Source organism: Halorubrum rutilum (assembly GCF_024494565.1).
This window is the reverse complement of record NZ_JANHDN010000002.1, coordinates 347,409-363,541: the sequence shown is the minus strand read 5'-3', so window position 1 is coordinate 363,541 and position 16,133 is coordinate 347,409. Positions and strand designations below refer to the sequence as shown.

Sequence of the window (16,133 nt, the reverse complement as noted above, 5' to 3'; positions counted from 1 at the left end):
GTTGGCGGGCGGTCTCGCGGAGCATTTGGACGGCGTGACCAGCTTGCTGTTGACGAATAGAGGTGCGTCATTCGTTATCAGGGAAACTGGTCGCTGGAATCCTGTTATTCTATTATAAATGGATATGACGGAAGAGAAGACTTCCCCTCTGCCTTACTGCGTTTTCGCAACATAACTTAGTGGCAGGGTCGTGTGTTGTATGAGGAATAAAGAACAAGTGCTGATTTCATTATCGAAGTAGGATAGTCACGTCCCTACGTGAAAGGTAGACAGTATCTGTCCAGACAGTACGCGAGAATGGGCATCACGCGGGCTTCGGGGGTACGTCTACGTGATTGTACTCTTCGAAGTCTTCGACAATCCCCTTGAGGAATTGCCATGTGATCTCGGGCTTGAACGTGGGGCCGAACTGTTCCTCGAACCACTCCCACGTTGCTTGCCAGCCGTTCTGGAGATGGCGACACGCAACACGGACTCGTTCCTTGTGCGAAAGCGTACCAATACCATCCTGTTCGGCTTTCCATTGGAGGCCTTCTACGTCCGTGTTCCAGTTCTCGCGAGCGGGCCAAATCGTCCCTGTTTCTCTGCTGAACTCGCCTGACGTCGATGTAGTTGTCCCATTCGAGTTCGATCCGGTAGAACCAGACGCACCAACGTTGTATCCCTGCTTGGAGAGGTAGTTGAGCGCGGTGTCTCGCCCGCCCTCGTCACTCATCAGCGCATGACCGACCACGGTGGCTTCCCACGAGGAGACGCTGAAGATCCGGGAACTCCCACTCTTCCCGCCGATGATGACGATCTTCTCGCCGACTTCGTAGTCCCACTTCCGGTAGTCCTTCTTCGACAACTGGAGCGGCGCGTGGACGTCCTGCTTTGTGAACCCGCCGTTACACCCAATAGCACCGTAGAAGTACGCCGGTACCATTGTCGCGCCTCCGCGCTTGTCTCTCCGAGCGAACGGCCCGCCTTTGACGCGAACTGCGGCGACACTTCGAGGGTTTCCGGAGGCGAGAGCATACGGGGAGAACTCTTGCGTGTTGTACATCGACCACTCTGGAACGTCAGCGGGGTTTTCGGGATACGCCACCTGCTCGATGAGGGGAGTCTCGATCTCGCTTCCCGACTCATCGTGCGCGAACTCCAAGAGGGTCTTCTTGGGGTTTAGAACCTGAAACAGGCTTCGAGGTCTGTTTCTGGAAGGAATGGGTGTCTCGAAGGTCAGCGGCTCTTGAACGTATACATCCCACAGTACGTCGGCGTATGATGAATACGTGGTTGGGTTTGATCCGTTTGCCTCACGGAAGATGCGATTATGATTCCAGGTTGATTCGATCTCGACCTTCGGCATGCCAGACTTCGCGTGTTCGACACCGGGAAGCCTGAAAAGCCGCTTTCGCGAATACAGCCCCAAATCAAGGTCTGCCCCGGCCTCCTCGCAGAAGGACTCAGCCAATTCCTTCAGCCCTTCCCGATCGTCTTCTCCCGATACGAACCGGGGAACGTGAACGTGGATGGATCGATTCCCCGAGAAGTAGAGCGTACACGTGTTGAACGGAACTTCAAGATAATCATCGACGAACTCCTGAAACCACGAGATGAGCGTCTTCGGCCCCACATCGTGGTATGCGTCGGACTCAATGTGAACGGGACAGAGGACACGATCATCCTCTTCACACTCGTCCTGAATTTCCTTCGCTATCGAGGAACCACCCTTGATCTCGTAACCCGTCTCGAACTCGTCTTGCCGTTCATACTGCTCACTCGGTAGCTTGTAGATGGGGCTGGCAGTCTTGGCACCCTCGGGAATGGGATCGAAGATCGTTCGGAGTTTCGGTTCCCGGTGCGGCCCCTTTTCGTCAGAGAAACCGTACTGGACGCACGCGCAGTCGTTGTTCGATTTTCTCTCTGTACTGGATGACGTTTTCGACGTAGATGTATCTGTACTCATATGTCAGAAAATAATGAAGGGTCACAGCAATTCGCGATCCTCTCCGCCTCAATGAAGTGATACTCAGAGAGGAACCGATAGTTGCGACTCGCAAGTTGGGAGTCCCGCGAGAATCTGCCTTCACCCTATAGACAACGTCCAAGGGGAAATAGATACCGAAATACGCAGACGGCGTCACCATTCCAGAAAATAAATCAAAGAGATTGAGGACTGTCTTGGGCACTCGAACCCCCGGAGTTGCGGGCAGGATTTGCTTGGAGAAACGGCTTCGCTACTCCATCCCGAACTCCTCGCGGCGAAGTTCCCGCTTTTCGCTCTCCGTCCGAGCATCGTAGTGCTTCTCCAGCGTCTTCACGGAGACGTTCATCCTATCGGAGAGGAGTTCCTTCGTGTGGCCGTCGTTGAGCCATGCCGTGATCGCAGAACGACGAATTGCGTGAGGCGGAACTGAACCGGGACACCGTGCGGCCGCGTCGCGCCGCTGTGCGGCTTCGCAACTATCGGGGTTCCTATCGTGGGGACAGCTATCCGCGTACACGCAGGGCCGCGTCATCGAGTTGATGTGGCCGCGTATGTTCGACCGAACAGGTCGACCTTGTTGCGTAGTGATCAGCGGTTCTCGTCCGTGGTCATCGGTTACATCGTGCCTGTACATCTCTATGTAGTCGTCGATCACGTCGCACACCCACTCGTGGAGGTTCACTTCACGTTCGGCTCCGTACTTGTTCTTGAGCGGTGTACCAGTCTCCGCACGATGCTCCACCTCAATGAACTGTTCCTCTGAGTGGTAGTCTTCGAGATCGACCGCTCGGAGAGTTCCCACACGGAACCCCGTGTCCCACAGGAGCGAGAACACCGTATGTTTCAACGTCCCGTGTTCGTACTTCTGGAGGTACTGGAGGATCTGTGCCGCCGTCTCCGAGTCGATCATCGTATCCCGAGAGTCCTCTTCGGGAACCGGCATCAGGATGTTCTCCGCGAGGCCTTCAGCCAGACTGCGTGATTCACACCATCGGAGAAAGACCCGAAGGACAGTCATCTGATTATAGAGAGTAACTTTGTTGATGCCGTCCTCATCCCGGCGGTGGATCTTGAAGTCGGAGATGTGGAACCCGTCGAGTTCGTTGACGTAGTCCAGATCTTCGGCCTCACACCACTCAATGAACTGTGACAGCAGGGACGAGTGGTTGTAATAGGTGGACTCGGAAATGTCCGCCCGGCGTTCGTTTAGATACCGTTCTACTGCGCGTTCGGGTTCGATTTGTCGGGTCATCGGTGTTTCCGAATCGCCTGACCCTGTGTGGTACGTGCGCGGCGTTATTCTGCAGATCTTGACTCCGCGGGAGCGCCGTATCCGCCGCAGGCGGGCGCGAGAGGCGCTGAGGAGGCCGGCGGTTCAAATCCGCCCCAACCCACTCACTTATAAGCGAAAACCGCACGACGGGGAGCGACAGCGCGGGTCCCTCCCCCGAACGCCGCGTGATTTTACGTCGCTTCGCCGGTAAGGCGTCCGTCGATGTCATCGTACGCGACTCACATCGACGGACTCGTCCACGAACCGACCCAGACCGAGGGAGACGGCGTCGACCTGACGGTCGCCGAGGTCCGCGAGGTCACCGGGCCGGGCCGCGTCGACTTCGGCGGCGACGAGCTGGAGGCCGCGGCCGTCGAACCGTGCGAGCGAGAGAAGCGCGACCCGGACGACGAGTACGGGTGGTGGTCGCTCGACGCCGGCACGTACCTCGTCGAGTACAACGAGTCGATCGCCGGGGACGACCTGCGGTTCACCGTCCAGACGCGGGACGCGCTGCTGGAGCGGGGCGCCTTCCATCCGACGCTCCGCGTCACGGCGCTCCCGCGAGTCCCGCTGTCGGTCGGCGGCGCCGGGGTCCGGATCAAGGAGAACGCGCGGCTCTCGACCGTCGTCGACGTCGATCCGGTCTGAATCGCCGATGTCGACCAGGCGTGAATCGCCGACGTCGACCCGGCGCGGGTGGTTCGGGCCGAACCGGCGCGAGTCGGCGGCCTCGCCCGTCCCGGTCCGCCGTCAGACCTTAGCCCGCCGCGTCCCGGGGATCCGTCATGGACTCGCACGCCGGGTTCCACTCGCTCCGCGATGAGGCGGCCGCGTCGCTTCCGGTGCGCGGCGACCTCCCCGCGTGGCTCCGAGGGAGCCTGATCCGCAACGGTCCCGGGGCGTTCTCGTTCCCGGACGGGGGCGAGGTGGACCACTGGTTCGACGGGCTCGCGATGTTGTACCGCTTCACGTTCGATCCGGGCGACAAGGCCGGGTCGGTGACCGACGGCGACGGCGACGCGGTCCACTACCGCAACCGCTTCCTCCGGACGGACGCGTACGAGGCGGCGACGAGCGGCGCGTTCGAGGGCGGCTTCGCCACCGGCGAGACGACGCTCCGCTCGCGGCTGGCGACCTTCCTCACGGACCCGTACGACAACGCGAACATCGTCGCCGAGCGGGTCGGCGACGCGTACGTCGCCCTGACCGAGTCGCCGCGGGGCGTCCGGTTCGACCCGGACACGCTCGAAGCGACGGGGTACGCCGACCGCGACGGCGACGCGCCGAGCGGCCAGCTCTCCTGTGCCCACTTCAAGCGCGACCCGGCGACCGGCGCGCTCGTCACCGTCGACACCGAGTTCGGGCGCACCAGCCGGTACCACGTCACCGCGTGGACCGCCGACGGGGACCGGCGCCACGTCGGCAGCGTCGAGACCGACCGACCGGCGTACATGCACAGCTTCGCGCTCACGCCGCGGTACGTCGTGCTGACTGAGTTCCCGCTCCGGCTCGACCCGCGCCGGTTCCTGAAGCCGGGGCGGCAGCCCCCGTTCATCGAGCAGTTCGAGTGGGAGCCCGAGCGCGGGACGCGGATCGTCGTGCTGGACCGGACGACGGGCGACGTCGTCGCGGAGCCGACCGCGGCCCCCGTCTTCGGCTTCCACCACGTCAACGCCTTCGAGCGGGACGGGGGGACCGAGGTCGTCTTCGACCTGGAGACGGTCCCGGACGCGACCGCGATCGACTCGCTGTACCTGGAGAACGTCCGCGCCGGCGAGATGGGCGCCATCGTCGGTCGGGTCGACCGGTTCACCCTGGACCTCGGAGCGGCGACCGGCGCGGACAGGTACGACGGCGCGGGCGAGGCCGACCGCGACGGCGCCGCGGTCTCCCGCGAGGCGCTGTACGACGGCGGGACCGCGCTCCCGACCGCGTCGCCCGCGCGGTGGTGCCGCGAGCACCGGTACGTCTACGCGATGGGGATGGAGGCGCCGGTCACCGAGTGGGCCCGACGCGTCGTGAAGCTGGACGCCGAGTCGGGGACCGCGGAGACCTTCGACGCGGGCGGCGACTACTTCGGCGAGCCGATCTTCGTCCCGGCGCCCGACGGCGAGCGCGAGGACGAGGGCGTCGTGCTGACCGTCGCGCTCGACGTCGACGCCGACCGGTCGCGCCTGCTCGTCCTCGACGGCGAGACGTTCGCCGAACGCGCCCGGGCGACGCTGCCGCACGCGGTCCCGTTCGACTTCCACGGCCGGTACTTCCCGGAGCTCCGGGCGGCCACTGAGGGGTGAGGTCGGTCCGGACTCCTCCGGGTCGCGGTCCGCGACGATCTCGGGTTGCGTCGGAAGCGTTCAATAGCCGTCCGTCGCCGTACGATGGCCTCATAGTTCGTTTTATGCCGTGCCGTGACGCCCGCCAAACCATGAGAGCGACCGACGCGGTTCGACGGCGATGCACGCTCGCGGCGGAACCGAACCGCGACGGGGCGGTGACCCTGTACGGCGTCGACGGGCGGACCTACCAGGCGATCGACGCGAGCGAGGGGGTCCGCGAGCGGCTCCGGGGGCTCGGTCGCGGGGACACCGTCACGGCCGTCCTCGAGCCGGTCCGCTGTCGCGGCGACGGCTGGCGGATCGTTCGGCTCGACGGGATCACCCCGCGCGGTCACCCGCTCGAACGAGGGCCCTCCCCCTCGACGGGCGGAACCGTCGACGGGTCGAATCCATGAGAGCGACGCTGCCGCGTCCCCACGCCCCCTTCGCCGGAGCGGCCACGGTTTTCAACCGGGCGCCCGTAGCGCGGGCATGACTCGCACGGCAGTCGTCGCCGGCGTCGGTCCGGGGCTCGGGGAGTCGCTCGCGCGGAAGTTCGCGGCGGAGGGCTGTCGGGTGGCCCTGTTCGCCCGCTCGACGGAGTACGTCGAGGGGCTCGCGGCCGACCTCCCCGACCCCGGCGAGGGGCTCGCGGTCACGGTCGACCTGACCGACGTCGAGGCCATCCGGGACGGCTTCGAGACGGTGCGGGAGGCGTTCGGACCGGTGGACGTCCTCGTCAACCACGCGAGCGCCGCGTCGTGGACCGGCCTGATGGACACGAGCGTCGAGGCGTTCGAGGAGGCGTGGGCGGTCAACGGCCGCGGCGCGTTCGTCTGTTCGCAGGAGGCCGTCGGCGACATGCTCGACGCCGGCGGCGGCACGGTGATATTCACGGGCGCCACCTCGGCGGTGCGGAGCCGCGGCGGCGCGATCGGGTTCACGGCCGCGAAGTTCGCCGCGCGCGGGATGGCGATGGACATCGCGCAGGAGTTCGGCGGCGACGGCGTCCACGTCGCGCACGTCGTGATCGACGGCCAGATCGGCTCGGCCGAGGCCCGCGAGCGCGACCCGGACCGCGAGGCGGACACGTTCCTCGATCCCGACGAGCTGGCCGAGACGTACTGGCACCTCGTCGAGCGGGACGACGTCGGCACGCAGCCGTTCGAGGTCCACGTCACGAACGGGCCGAACCCCTCCGAGTTTATCTGACGCTACCGATCGGTGTCGTTAAAAAAGGGAGAACGCGCCGCGAACGGCGCTCAGAACGTGATGATCTCGTAGTCGTCGTCGACGAGCGACCGGACGCTCGGGTGCCCGTCGTACTCGTCGAGCGTGACGAGGCCCGCGTCGGCGACGGCGTCGTCGACGCCGAACGCGCCGGAACAGTAGTCGCAGACCGCGGCGTCGTCGCGCACCGCCTGGTAGAGCTCGTGGTAGTCGCTCTCCTCGTCTTCCAGCTCCGGGATCCACTGGGTCCCGGCGCCGTCGAAGATGAGTTCGAGCTCGTCGCCGTCGGTCTCGGCGAACTCCTTCGCGGCCTCCAGCGCGTTCGCGAGGCGACCGTAGTCGGCGTGCGACTCGTTGCCGGCGAGAATCACGATTGCTGCTTTTGCCATCGTACTCCGGTATGGGCGCTACCGGTACATAACCCACCGGCGGGTGTGTGTCCCGGACGCCGACTCGGCATGCGATGACGTGTCACGAGCGACGCCCGTGGTCGTGACCGCCGCCGCGCGAGAACTGCCCGGAGAATGCCCGGTCGACGACCTCGGAGAGCGCGGGGTGGACGTGGACCGCGTCGCGGATGTCCGCGACCGTCCCCGAGCCCGCGGTCATCGCGACGACGACCTCCTCGATCAGGTTCGACGCCTCGGGGCCGACGATGTGACACCCCTCGATGGTCCCGTCGAGGTCGATGAGGACCTTCACGAACCCGTCGGCGTGCATCGCGCTCCCGCGGGCCGTCTCGTCGTACGGGTAGGTGCGCGTGGCGTAGTCGGCGTCGGCCTCGCGGAGGTCCCGCTCGCGCGCGCCGACCCCCGCCACCTCGGGCGAGGCGAACACCGCGAACGGCATCGCGGAGTAGTCGACCGGCTCCGGCTCGTCGCCGAGCAGGTTCCGGATCACGGCCTTCGCCTCGTGGTTCGCGTTGTGTTTCAGCAGATACTCGCCGACCACGTCGCCGAGCGCCCACACCCCCTCGGCGTCGGTCCGGAGGTACTCGTCGGTCTCGACGAACCCCCGCTCGTCCGTCTCGGCGCCGGTCGCGTCGAGGTTCAGCGCGTCGGTGTTCGGCCGGCGGCCCGCGGCGACGAGCAGTTCGTCGCCCGCGACCGTCACGTCCTCGACCTCGTCGGGCACGCCGACCGCCTCGCCGCCCGCGCGGACCGAGCCGGCCTCGGGGTACGGGCGGGCCTCGACCGTCACCTCGCCGCCCGTTTCGTCGGCCGCGACGGCCTCGTAGCCGGTGTACACGTCGAACCGGTCGGCGTAGCGGTCGGTGAACGCCTTGCCGACCGCCGCGTCCGCCTCCGGCAGGAGGTGCTCGCGGCGGCCGACGACCGTCACGTCGGTGCCGAACGTCCCGAAGAAGTGACCGAGCTCGGCCGCGATGTAGCCGCCCCCGACGATCACGAGGCGATCCGGGGGCGACTCCAACCGGAGCGCCTCGGTGCTCGTGAGGTAGTCCACGTCCTCGATCCCGTCGATCGGCGGGATCGAGGGGCGCGTGCCGGTCGCGACGAGGACGGTGTCGGCCCGCAGCGTCGCGCCCGCGTCGTCGCCGTCGACGACCTCGACCGTGCGGTCGTCGACGAACCGCCCGGTCCCCGAGAACAGGTCGTGACTGTCCGACGAGGAGAGTCCGCGTCGGATAGAGTCGGAGCTCTCGGAGACGTCCTCGTTCACCTTCCGGACGATCTCCGCGAAGTCCACGTCGGTGACCTCGGCGTCGATCTCGAACGCGCCGGCGCCCTCGATCGTCTCCAGCACGTCGGCGTGGTAGAGGAGCTGCTTCGAGGGGATACAGCCGCGGTTGAGACACGTCCCGCCGAGCCGCCCCTCCTCGACGACCGCGACCGAGTTCCCCCGGCCGGCCATCGCGTTCGCCACGTCCAGTCCCGACCCCGACCCGATCACGAGGAAGTCGAACTCCTGCATGCCCCCGACGACGACGGCCACCCTCATCAAGGCCCGTCCCCGGTGGCGCGCGCCGCACACGACCGGTGGTCGTTTATCACCGATCCCCTCGTCTCCCCGGGTATGACGCTCGGGCTCTCGACCGAGCTGGCGGCGGCGATCGCGGCGGTCGTCGCGGTCGCGGGCGCCGTCAACGGGGTCGCGGGGTTCGGCTTCGCCGTCGTCGGGACGACGGCCCTCGCGACGCTCGTCGACCCCGCGACCGCGGTGACGTTCATGATCGTCCCGATGTTCGCCGTGAACGCCGCGCTCGCGGGGGAGCTCACCCGCGAGGAGCTCCGCGTGTGCGGGAGCCGGTTCGCCCCCCTGCTCGTCGCCGCCGTCGTCGGCACGGTCGCCGGGATGGCCCTGCTCGACCGGCTCCCGGGCGCCCCGCTCCGCGTCCTGCTCGGGGTCGTCTCGCTCGGCTTCGTGGCGACCGCCCAGCGGGCCTTCCCGCTCCCGTCGCTCTCGCGGGCGAGGGACCGCTGTTTCGTCGAGACGCCGCTCGCGATGAGCGCCGTGGGCGGCGCCTCCGGGCTGCTGTTCGGCGCGACGAACGTCGGCGTGCAGCTCGTCGCGTTCGTGCGGAGCTGTGACCTCCCTCACGGCCTGTTCGTCGGCGTCGTGGCGCTGGTGTTCGTCGGGATCAACGGCCTCCGCGTCGCGGCCGCCGGCGCCCTCGGGCTCTACCCGGACGGGTCGTTCGCCCTCGCGTCGGCCGCGGCGGCGCTCCCCGCGGTCGGCGGGGTCGCCGTCGGGAAACGGCTCCGGGACCGCGTGAGCGAGCGACCGCGTCGGGCCGTCGTGCTCGGCCTGCTGACGCTCGTCGGCGTCCGACTGGTGCTCGGCGGTGCGGGCCTCCTCTGACGGCGGTGCGATCCGCCGCACGGGACCTCCCCGTGAGGGCTGATATCACCGCGCTCGTTTCCGCAATTTTTATTTTCCGATTGACGCAGGGTCTACTCGGTCATGTCATCCAAACAGCCCTCCACGGCCCTCACGTCGCGGCAGCAGCTCGCCGTCGTCGTGGTGGCCGCGGCGGTGGTCGGCGCCGTGCTCGCGCCCAGCGTGTACGCGGCGACCAACGACCCGGACGATACCGTCGCCGTCGTCGAGATCGAGGGGCCCGTCAACACGGCCCTCGCCGAGGACGTCGAGAGCGAACTCGCGGACATCCGCGCCAACGACTCCGTCGGCGCGGTGGTGCTCAAGATCGACACGCCGGGCGGCGCGCCCGTCGCCTCCGAGCGGATGTACAAGGCGGTCCAGCGGACGAGCGAACAGACGACCGTCATCGCGAGCGTGCAGTCGATCAGCGCCTCCGGCGGCTACTACGCCATGGCGCCCGCTGACGAGATCTACGTGCTCCCGACCTCGACGGTCGGCAGCATCGGCCTGAACGCCCCCGCGCCGCGGTCGACCGCGCCGGTCTACGGCCCGAGCGGCCCGGACAAGGCCGGGAGCAACGAGATACAGAGATGGGCCGAGCAGCAGACGCTCGCCGACACGTTCGTCGACGCGATGATGGCCGAGCGCGGAGAAGAGTTCCAGATGCCGCGCGAGGAGGTCGCGAAGGCGGACGTCTACCTCGGTACCGAGGCGGTCGAGAACGGCTTCGCGGACGAGATCGGCTCGCTCAACGAGGCGATCCACGCCGCCGCGACCGAGGAGAACCTCGGCGAGTACGAGGTCGACACCCGGGAGACCGGGCCCGACGGCGGCCTGCCGTTCCTGCTCCGCACTGACACCCAGGTCGTCGCGGTCCACGCGAACGATCCCGGCTACGCCGACGTCGAGCCCATGGGGCTCACGTACGTCCACCTGCCGGCGATCCCGCACGTCGACACGGTCGAGCGCTTCTCCGAGAGCGATCTCAAGGTCGACGGCGAGGGAGCGACCGGCGCGACAGGTAACGAGACGGCGCGGTCCGCCGGGGGTGTCGGCGCGTGAGCGACCTCCGCACGCTGGCGGCCGCCTTCGTCGTGACGCTCGCGGCGATCACCGGCGGCGCGGCGGTCACCGGCTTCGTGACCGCCGACGGCGCCGCCCCCGCGCCCGAGATCCAGAACGAGCACTACGTCGACGGCGACGCGGTCGCGAACGACACGCCGGGAGAGGCGACCGTCGAGATGGAGTCGACGGCGCGGTCGCAGACGGTGCTCGTCGACCCCGGCATCGACGCGTCCGGCGGCGTGCCCGCGAGCCCGCTCGCGCTCCTCGGTCTCGGGGGCGGGGGCGTCGCCGACCGCGACGTGCGGCCGCTGGCGAACGCGCTCATCGAGAACGGCCACGAGGTCGACGTCTACGTGCCGGGCGCGACGCGGCAGCGCCCCGCCGCCGGTCCCGGCGGCCCCGGCGCCCCCGGCGGCGGGCCGGAGACGGCCCTCGGCGAGCGGCTCGCCGACGCGGACGCCTTCGTGACGTTCCGGACCGACTACGACGAGGCGGAGCTCTCGGCGATCGAGGAGTTCGTCGACTCGGGCGGTCGCGTGATCGTGGCGACGGAGCCCGACGCGGCGTTCGACCGGCCGGGAGCGGTCGGCCTCGACGCGACGCTCGACATTACGACCGAGCCCGGCTACGTCTACAACATGGAGGAGAACGACCTGAACTACCAGCGCGTGTACGCGGAGCCGACCGGCGGGTCCGACGCCGCGCTGACCGAGGGCGTCGACCGCGCGGTCCTGCCGACGGCGACGCCGGTCGGCACGGCGGCCGCCGGCAGCGACGTGCTCCGCCCGATCGAGGGGAGCGAGCTGTCGACGACGCGCGCGTCGACCGAGGCGCCGCTGCTCGTTCGGACCGACGGCGTGGTGATGGTGGGGGACAGCGACTTCCTCTCGCCCGAGAACGCCGCGCGCGCCGACAACGACGCGCTGATCGGGAACCTCGCCGACTTCCTCGTGACGGGCGGCCAGGCGGCGCCGGGCGGCCAGCGCGCGCCGACCGGGCCGTCGGGGAACCGGACGGCGCCCTCCGGACCGGACGGACCGTCGGGGAACCAGACGGCCCCGTCCGGATCGCAGGACCCCTCGGGGAACCAGACGGCCGGCTGATCCGCGTCCGCGGTCGACCGGCGTCCCCTTCGTCGCCCCACTTTTTTCAGTCCCAGTCGCGCCGCACCGGCGTCTCGCTCGCGTCGACGTTCGCCAGCAGCCACGCCGCCGCGTCGTCGAGGGCGTCGTCGTCGGTCGTGGTCACCTTCAGGCGGTTGTGCTCGGCCTCGCGGTCGGGGTAACAGCCGACGGCGACGTCGAACCGCTCCATCGCCTCCTCCAACGCGGGGACGATGTTCGACTCGGGCTCGACGGTGTAGAGGAACCGCGAGCGCCGGTCGCCCGCGAACTCGTCGGCGACGGTCGCGAAGACGGCCTTCAGCTCGTCCGGGATCCCCGGCATGACGTAGACGCCCTCGACCACGCAGCCGGGGGCGAGCCCGGCCTCGGTCACGAGCGGGCGGCTCCCCTCGGGGACCGCCGCCTCCGCCTCGACGTCGACGTCGAACTCGCGGTCGGGGACGCGCTCGCGGATCGCGGCCAGCCGGCGCTCGACCGACTCGCGCGTGAGGTCGGTGGCGGCCATCTCGCGGTCGAACGCGTCCGCGACCGCCTCCATCGTCACATCGTCCGGCGTGCTCCCGATCCCGCCCGTGACGATCACGGCGTCGAACGCCCCGGCGTAGTCGCGGACGTGGTCCGCGATCGCCGCCCGGTCGTCGGGCACGGAGAGGATCCGCGCCACGGTGACTCCCCGGTCGCTCAGCTCGCCGGCGAGCCAGTTCGCGTTCGTGTTCACCGTGTCGCCCGAGAGCAGCTCGTCGCCGACCGTGATCAGCGCGACGTCCATCGGCGCGGCCTTGGGCCGGCCGACGGATGTACGTTTCCCGCCGCCCGAGCGGGCGCGAGGCGAACCCGGCCGCCGTCTCGGGAGGGCTATTGAACGCTCGGGAGCGCTCACGGCGGCCCGATACCGCTCATATAAGCGCTTACGAGGCCCGGTGGCGAGGGACGCGGTATGTCAACGGCCACCGACGGATCGGATGGGTCGAGGGCGCCCGTCGACGACGCGCGGGAGGCCCTCCGGGTCGAGCGGCGCCGCACCGTCGACGAGCGCGAGGCGTTCCGGGCGTTCCGCGGCCGACTGGAGGCGATCCCGACGGAGTCGACCGCGCCGGGCGGGTCGTCCGCGCCGGGGCGGGGCGGTCCCGGAGGGCCGCCCGGGATCTCGGGAGCCGGCGGCGTCTCGGGACCGACCGCTGCCCCGGGCGCGACCGCGGACGCGGGCTCGGGCGTCCCCGCCGCGCCGCCGGGCTCCGGGCTCGTCGCCGTCCGTGACGCGTACGTCGAGACGGTGATGTCGGTGCCGCACTACGAGGACGAGTACGACGACACCTACGAGCGCAGCGTCGCCGCGGAGTTCGGCCCCGAGCTGGCGTGCGCGCTCACCCGGAACACCGCCTATCACCCCGACTGCGAACGGGCCCTGTTCGACGCGGTCGACGCCGCGATCGCGGAGCGCGAGCGGCTCGAAGAGCGGCTGGCGACGGAGGCCGAGTCGCTCGACCGCGCCGGGTCGCGGCTGGCGGCCGTCCGACGCGAGATCGCGTCGCTCGACGCGGCGGTCCCCGAGGGCGACTTCGGCGCGCTCGACGCGTGTCGCGCCCGCGCCGGCGTCCTCCTGGACGACTGCGACCGGATCGCCGCGCGCCGCCAGCGGGTGATCGCGGCTCACGAGCGCGAGCTCCGGCTCGACGAGGACGCCGTCGACCTCCCGACGTACCTCTACGGGTCGACCGGCGCGACGTACCCCGTCCTCGCGGCGGTCGGGTCGGTCGGCGACCGGCTCGACGGGGTCACGCGGCGGATCGAGCGCGCGATGGCGCGCGTCGGGTGAGCGGGCCGGTCCCCGGGCCGGCGGACGGGGAGCGTCGTCGCCGGCGACGGGCTCTTTGGTCCGCACCCCCGAGCGACGGTACCCGTGACGACCGTCCTCTCCGACCGCGACCGGCGGAAGCGCGACGACCGGCCCGACGGGACGTTCTACGAGGAGCCGCGGTTCGTCACCCACGCCGACGACGCGTTCCTCGACCGCCTGACGGCGCTGTACGACGATCTCCTCGACCCGGGCGACCGCGTGCTCGACGCGATGAGCAGCTGGGTCTCGCACCTTCCCCCGACCGAGTTCGACCGAGTCGTCGGCCACGGGCTCAACGAGGCGGAGCTCGCCGCGAACGACCGGCTCGACGACTTCGTCGTCCGCGACCTCAACGCCGATCCGACGCTCCCGTTCGCCGACGGCGCCTTCGACGCCGTCTGCTGTGCCCTGTCGGTCCAGTACCTCCAGTATCCCGGGCCCGTGTTCGCGGAGTTCGCGCGCGTCCTCGCGCCCGGCGGCGCCGTCGTCGTGAGCTTCTCGAACCGGATGTTCCCGACGAAGGCGGTCCGGGCGTGGCGGACCGCCTCGATGGACGAGCGCGCCGACCTGGTCGAGCGATATCTGAGAGCGGGCGGCCTCGCGGTCGAGGACCGGATCGCGGAGCGCCCGGGGACCGACCCGTTCTACGCGGTCGCGGGGCGGAAGCCGGGGGCGAGCGACACGACTGACCCCGCGGCGAGCAGCCGCGACTGAGTCCGGCGGCGACGCCGTCGACCTTGTAGCCGCGGCGGCTAATCCGCCGGCGTCGCCGACTCGGTCTCCAGCCCGGAGCCGCTCGGGGGGCGGAGCGCGAGCGCCGCCAGTCCGGCGGCGATGGCGAGGCCGCCGCCGAGCGCGAACGTCGGGACCCAGCCGAACGCCGCGACGAGGTAGCCGGTGACGGTCCCCGCGAAGACCCCGCCGCCGACCTTCGCGGTGTAGAGGACCGCGTAGTTGCCGGAGGAGTTGCGCGAGCCGTAGTAGTCGGCGATCACCGACGGGAAGTAGACGAACAGCGGCGAGGAGAAGAACATCGCCGCCATCACCAGCGCGACGAACGCGATCCCGGCCTCGGCCCGCCCGGCGCCGATCAGCGCGAGCCGGAAGACCCCGGCGAGCACGAACGAGGCGGCCATCACCCGCTTGCGGTCGAAGCGGTCCGAGGCCTCGCCGAGGACCATCCGCGAGACGCCGGCGGCGACGGGCAGCAGGGTCGCCGCCGCGGTCGCGACGACCGCCGCCAGCCCGAACTGCTCGGCGAACCGGACGACGTTGGCGATGACGATCAGGTCGGCGCCGGCCATCGCGACGAACATCGCGTACAGCAGCCAGAACTGCCACGTCGACAGCATCTCGCGGGTCGTGTACGCCCGCCCGCGGAGCGAGGCGGCCAGCCCGTCGTCGCCCTCGTCGTCGTCTCGGTCCTCCAGTCCGAGCCAGTCGTCCGGCGGGTCACGGAGGAGGTACGCGCCGACGAGGGTGACGGCGAGGATGGCGACCCCGACGTTCCGGAGCACGTCGCCGTACGCCGACACCGTGGCGTTCGCGCGCACGTACGGCACGACGAGGGCGCTCCCGCCCGCGAACGCCATCGTGCCGATGCCGGTCGTGAGCCCGGTGCGGTCGGGGAACCACTTGACCGCGGTGTTGACCGCGACCGTGTACACGATCCCGACGCCGACCGCGCCGAGCGAGTACAGCAGGTAGAGCTGCCAGACGGCCGTCGCGTACGCCAGCCCGATGTACCCCCCGCCCGCCAGCAGCGCCGCGAGGAAGGTGAGCGCGCCCGGCCCGCGGCTGTCGCGCCACTTGCCCGCGGGGAACTGCGAGAGCGACTGGAAGACGACGTAAAACGAGAACACCGCGCCGAGCGCCGGCAGCGCGATGTCGAGGCTCGCGGCGAGCGGCTGCTCGATCGACGACCAGACGTACTGGTAGGGGCTCACGGCGGCCATCATCCCCGCGGCGGCGACGATCTGCCACCACCGGGAGAACCCGAGGATCGACGACGCCCGGCCGGCGTAGTCGACCTCGCCGGCCGGTTCGTCGGGGGCGGAACCGTCGCCGGCCGGTTCGTCGGGGGCGGCGTCGCCGTCGCTCGCTGCGCCCTCCTCACCCATCGTTGCCGTCCGTCGACCGCGTGGTGATGTTCGGTGTCATGGCGTGTGCGTCGGGTCGCGCCGCGGGGGGCTCCGCCGCGCCGCTCGCGTCCGTACCGGTACTGTTCGGACTCGCCGATTAAAACGCGTCGTTGGGGACGTTCTTGCCTCGTCGCCCCGCGCCGGACCGGATCCGGGACGGGAGCCCCTCAGAGCGCGTCGGGGGGCGCCGCGGTGAACCGGATCGCGGTCGTTCGTCGAGAAAAACCGGGACGGATCACCGCGAAACGCAACCGACGCCGAGAATCGCTGCCGGATAGATAATGATAATCGTCTATACTGTCGAAAATTGTTAAGAGGACGGCTCTCCTACGTGA

At 69.2% G+C, this 16,133-nt stretch carries 15 protein-coding genes; 9 read left to right on the top strand and 6 right to left on the bottom strand.

Going from position 1 to position 16,133, the window contains the following annotated elements:
* Window positions 1-304: 304 nt before the first annotated feature.
* On the bottom strand, window positions 305-1,948 hold the full coding sequence (locus NO900_RS05325; RefSeq protein ID WP_256408184.1) for a hypothetical protein: 1,644 nt from the start codon (window positions 1,946-1,948) through the stop codon (window positions 305-307).
* Window positions 1,949-2,219: 271 nt separating this feature from the next.
* Window positions 2,220-3,221, bottom strand: coding sequence for a tyrosine-type recombinase/integrase (locus NO900_RS05320; protein ID WP_256408183.1), 1,002 nt, complete (start codon window positions 3,219-3,221; stop codon window positions 2,220-2,222).
* 243 nt (window positions 3,222-3,464) lie between these two features.
* On the opposite strand from NO900_RS05320, the gene NO900_RS05315 reads away from it, so the two are divergent.
* The 4 genes from NO900_RS05315 (at window position 3,465) to NO900_RS05300 (ending at window position 6,772) form a co-directional block, all read left to right on the top strand.
* Window positions 3,465-3,893, top strand: a complete 429-nt coding sequence (locus tag NO900_RS05315) for a dCTP deaminase/dUTPase family protein (RefSeq protein WP_256408182.1) — start codon at window positions 3,465-3,467, stop codon at window positions 3,891-3,893.
* A 137-nt stretch (window positions 3,894-4,030) separates the two neighbouring features.
* On the top strand, window positions 4,031-5,539 hold the full coding sequence (locus NO900_RS05310) for a carotenoid oxygenase family protein (RefSeq protein ID WP_256408181.1): 1,509 nt from the start codon (window positions 4,031-4,033) through the stop codon (window positions 5,537-5,539).
* Between the two features lie 131 nt (window positions 5,540-5,670).
* Window positions 5,671-5,976: a DUF7999 family protein gene (locus NO900_RS05305; protein ID WP_256408180.1), complete on the top strand. Its 306-nt coding sequence runs from the start codon at window positions 5,671-5,673 to the stop codon at window positions 5,974-5,976.
* Window positions 5,977-6,052: 76 nt separating this feature from the next.
* A complete protein-coding gene (locus tag NO900_RS05300) occupies window positions 6,053-6,772 on the top strand; it encodes an SDR family NAD(P)-dependent oxidoreductase (protein ID WP_256408179.1) in 720 nt (239 codons plus the stop codon).
* A 50-nt stretch (window positions 6,773-6,822) separates the two neighbouring features.
* On the opposite strand, the gene NO900_RS05295 is transcribed toward NO900_RS05300, so the two are convergent.
* Both NO900_RS05295 and NO900_RS05290 read right to left on the bottom strand, forming a co-directional pair.
* The gene (locus NO900_RS05295) at window positions 6,823-7,179 is read right to left on the bottom strand and encodes a hypothetical protein (protein ID WP_256408178.1); all 357 of its coding nucleotides are present in this window, start codon (window positions 7,177-7,179) and stop codon (window positions 6,823-6,825) included.
* Between the two features lie 82 nt (window positions 7,180-7,261).
* Window positions 7,262-8,722, bottom strand: coding sequence for a dihydrolipoyl dehydrogenase (locus tag NO900_RS05290; protein ID WP_256408420.1), 1,461 nt, complete (start codon window positions 8,720-8,722; stop codon window positions 7,262-7,264).
* A gap of 102 nt (window positions 8,723-8,824) precedes the next feature.
* On the opposite strand from NO900_RS05290, the gene NO900_RS05285 reads away from it, so the two are divergent.
* The 3 genes from NO900_RS05285 (at window position 8,825) to NO900_RS05275 (ending at window position 11,799) form a co-directional block, all read left to right on the top strand.
* Window positions 8,825-9,610 (top strand): sulfite exporter TauE/SafE family protein, encoded by a 786-nt coding sequence (locus tag NO900_RS05285; protein WP_256408177.1) that lies wholly within the window; start codon window positions 8,825-8,827, stop codon window positions 9,608-9,610.
* Window positions 9,611-9,712: 102 nt separating this feature from the next.
* Entirely contained in the window at window positions 9,713-10,693 is a 981-nt protein-coding gene (locus NO900_RS05280; RefSeq protein WP_256408176.1) for a S49 family peptidase, read from the top strand.
* Window positions 10,690-11,799, top strand: coding sequence for a hypothetical protein (locus NO900_RS05275; RefSeq protein ID WP_256408175.1), 1,110 nt, complete (start codon window positions 10,690-10,692; stop codon window positions 11,797-11,799). The genes NO900_RS05280 and NO900_RS05275 overlap by 4 nt, the downstream gene beginning before the upstream one ends.
* Before the next feature lie 46 nt (window positions 11,800-11,845).
* Here NO900_RS05275 and NO900_RS05270 read toward each other — a convergent pair whose 3' ends face one another.
* Window positions 11,846-12,589 (bottom strand): competence/damage-inducible protein A, encoded by a 744-nt coding sequence (locus tag NO900_RS05270; protein WP_256408174.1) that lies wholly within the window; start codon window positions 12,587-12,589, stop codon window positions 11,846-11,848.
* Window positions 12,590-12,757: 168 nt separating this feature from the next.
* Between NO900_RS05270 and NO900_RS05265 the strand changes: the two genes are divergently transcribed.
* Together NO900_RS05265 and NO900_RS05260 are read left to right on the top strand one after the other, a co-directional pair.
* Complete coding sequence (locus tag NO900_RS05265) at window positions 12,758-13,636, top strand: DUF7260 family protein (RefSeq protein WP_256408173.1); 879 nt, start codon at window positions 12,758-12,760, stop codon at window positions 13,634-13,636.
* A gap of 84 nt (window positions 13,637-13,720) precedes the next feature.
* Window positions 13,721-14,371 carry a methyltransferase domain-containing protein gene (locus tag NO900_RS05260; protein ID WP_256408172.1) on the top strand — a complete coding sequence of 217 codons (651 nt, stop codon included), beginning with the start codon at window positions 13,721-13,723 and terminating at the stop codon, window positions 14,369-14,371.
* A gap of 38 nt (window positions 14,372-14,409) precedes the next feature.
* On the opposite strand, the gene NO900_RS05255 is transcribed toward NO900_RS05260, so the two are convergent.
* Complete coding sequence (locus NO900_RS05255; protein WP_256408171.1) at window positions 14,410-15,777, bottom strand: MFS transporter; 1,368 nt, start codon at window positions 15,775-15,777, stop codon at window positions 14,410-14,412.
* Window positions 15,778-16,133: the final 356 nt, after the last annotated feature.